This is a genomic window from Nguyenibacter vanlangensis (assembly GCF_013376155.1).
In the GTDB taxonomy this organism is placed as follows: domain Bacteria; phylum Pseudomonadota; class Alphaproteobacteria; order Acetobacterales; family Acetobacteraceae; genus Gluconacetobacter; species Gluconacetobacter vanlangensis.
Genome location: NZ_JABXXP010000525.1, coordinates 1 through 2,007 on the forward strand (window position 1 = coordinate 1; position 2,007 = coordinate 2,007).

At 65.4% G+C, this 2,007-nt stretch carries 3 protein-coding genes and 1 tRNA gene; 2 read left to right on the forward strand and 2 right to left on the reverse strand.

What is annotated here, in order from left to right:
• Positions 1-415: uroporphyrinogen decarboxylase family protein (locus tag HUK84_RS16165; protein ID WP_281362837.1), on the reverse strand; the 415-nt coding region annotated here is incomplete at its 3' end.
• Positions 416-846: 431 nt separating this feature from the next.
• Here HUK84_RS16165 and HUK84_RS16170 point away from each other — a divergent pair.
• Positions 847-1,485, forward strand: coding sequence for a Maf family protein (locus HUK84_RS16170; protein WP_176641200.1), 639 nt, complete (start codon positions 847-849; stop codon positions 1,483-1,485).
• Between the two features lie 76 nt (positions 1,486-1,561).
• Positions 1,562-1,637: transfer RNA gene (locus HUK84_RS16175), tRNA-Ala, on the forward strand.
• Between the two features lie 98 nt (positions 1,638-1,735).
• On the opposite strand, the gene HUK84_RS16180 is transcribed toward HUK84_RS16175, so the two are convergent.
• The coding region (locus HUK84_RS16180) for an FtsX-like permease family protein (protein ID WP_176641201.1) at positions 1,736-2,007 on the reverse strand (272 nt) is incomplete at its 5' end.

Genomic DNA, 2,007 nt, shown 5'->3' on the forward strand with positions numbered 1-2,007 from the left:
CGATCGGATCGGGGCCGTCGAGCGTCGCGCGCAGGCGGCGCAGGGTTTCCATCACCGGGGCAGTGGCGTCGGGCACGCGTTTGGGATCCAGCCGCGCGAGGTCGGATGCCGATCGGATGGCCCCCAGCACGGGGCCGGTGCCCGGGACGAATTCGAGAGACTGTCCCATCGCCCAAGGCAGGATCAGAATGTCCGAGAACAGGATCGCGCCGTCCATGGCGTAGCGGCGGATCGGCTGCAGGGTGATTTCGGTGGCCAGGTCCGGCGTCATGCAGCGGGTGATGAAATCGGCCTGGTCGCGCAGGGCGCGGAATTCCGGCAGGTAGCGGCCGGCCTGACGCATCAGCCAGAGCGGCGGCGGCCACAGGGCCTCGCCCTGGAGGACCCGCAAGAGTGGTTTGGCTGTGTCCGTCATCGCCGTGCCGATCATTCCTGTCCTGACGGGACGAGTATCCCGTACTTTCGCGGGCGACGACAGGACCGAAGGAAAGGTCCGGTACGGCGTCACCGGATTTCGGATCACACCTCTAAACATGAAATAAGAAGAAAGAAATGCTGAAGAGGGTGATAAGGGCTGTGGATGACGGGGTACCCACGTTTCCAAAAACGTACCCCGTCTTTCCCACAGGGTGTACAGATTTTGTCCGGCCGTTTCCCAAGGGGTTATGAGAGTTATCCAGAAAATGCCGACATGGGGCTGTGTACAACCCACCGTGACGGAGCGCGTGGGCGTTGTCCACGGTACTCGGTACGCTCAAGAAGCATACGGAGTACTGTCCCCATGTACCCCAGTACTCGCGCAGGTCGGGCACAGGGTTTGATTTTTCGAGTACGGAGAGGTGAAGCATGAGCGACTCGTCATTAGTACCGGCCGGCGGGTTTCTACAGGCCGAGTCGCCTCGGATAGTACTGGCCAGCCAGTCGGTGACGCGGCGTATGCTGTTGGAACAGGCCGGTTTATCGGTGGAATCGCGTCCGGCGCGGGTGGATGAGCAGAGCATCCGGGAATCGGCGCAGGCCGAGGGGATGGCGGCCGGATCCTGTGCGCTGCTGCTGGCGGAGATGAAGGCGGCACGGGTGCATGCGCCCGGCAGCGTGGTGGTGGGCGGCGACCAGATCCTGGCGTGCGAGGGGGAATGGTTCGAGAAACCGGCCGACCGGCCGGCGGCGCGGGCGCAATTGCTGCGCCTGCGGGGGCGGACGCACGTGCTGCACACTGCGGTCGCGGTGATGCGTGAGGGGCAGGTCATATGGCGGCACGTGGCGCGGCCGGAATTGACGATGCGGCCATTTTCCGAGCGTTTTCTGGACGCGTATCTGGCGGCGGAGGGCGATGCGATCCTGTCCTCGGTCGGGGCGTACCGGCTGGAGGGGGCGGGGATCCATCTGTTCGACCGCGTCGTGGGCGAGCACGCGGCGATCCTGGGCCTGCCCCTGCTGCCGTTGCTGGGATTCCTGCGCCAGCATGGTGTGATCCTGTCGTAATTAGGGGCTTGCCAAGGCAGCGGACGGCGGTTATACCCCGCCCACTCGCACGGCGTCGGATGGCGCCAGTGCCGGCGGGGCCATAGCTCAGTTGGGAGAGCGCCTGAATGGCATTCAGGAGGTCGTCGGTTCGATTCCGATTGGCTCCACCAGTTTCCCGCCTGCTTCAATAAGTCACGATGGTGCGCGGCGGTCGGGGAATGCCTCGGTCGGCCGCGTTTTGTCGTGTGCCGTTCGGCGTTTTTCCGCTTTATCCTCTTTTTTTCAGGCTCTGCAGCGCGTGGCGCCAGACCAGCATGCCGCACAGCGTGGTGGCGCAGAGCGTGACGGCCAGGGTACCCGCCAGGGCGGGCCAGTCGGCGTGCCAGGGCATGTGCAGGACCGCGCGGGCGATCAGCCAGGCATTGGCCGTGCCGATCGCCGCCGCCATCGCACCGGCAGTCAGTCCCAGCAGGGTGAATTCCAGCAGCCAGATCGCGCGGATCTGTCCCGCGTCGGCGCCGAGCGCGCGCAGGATGGCGG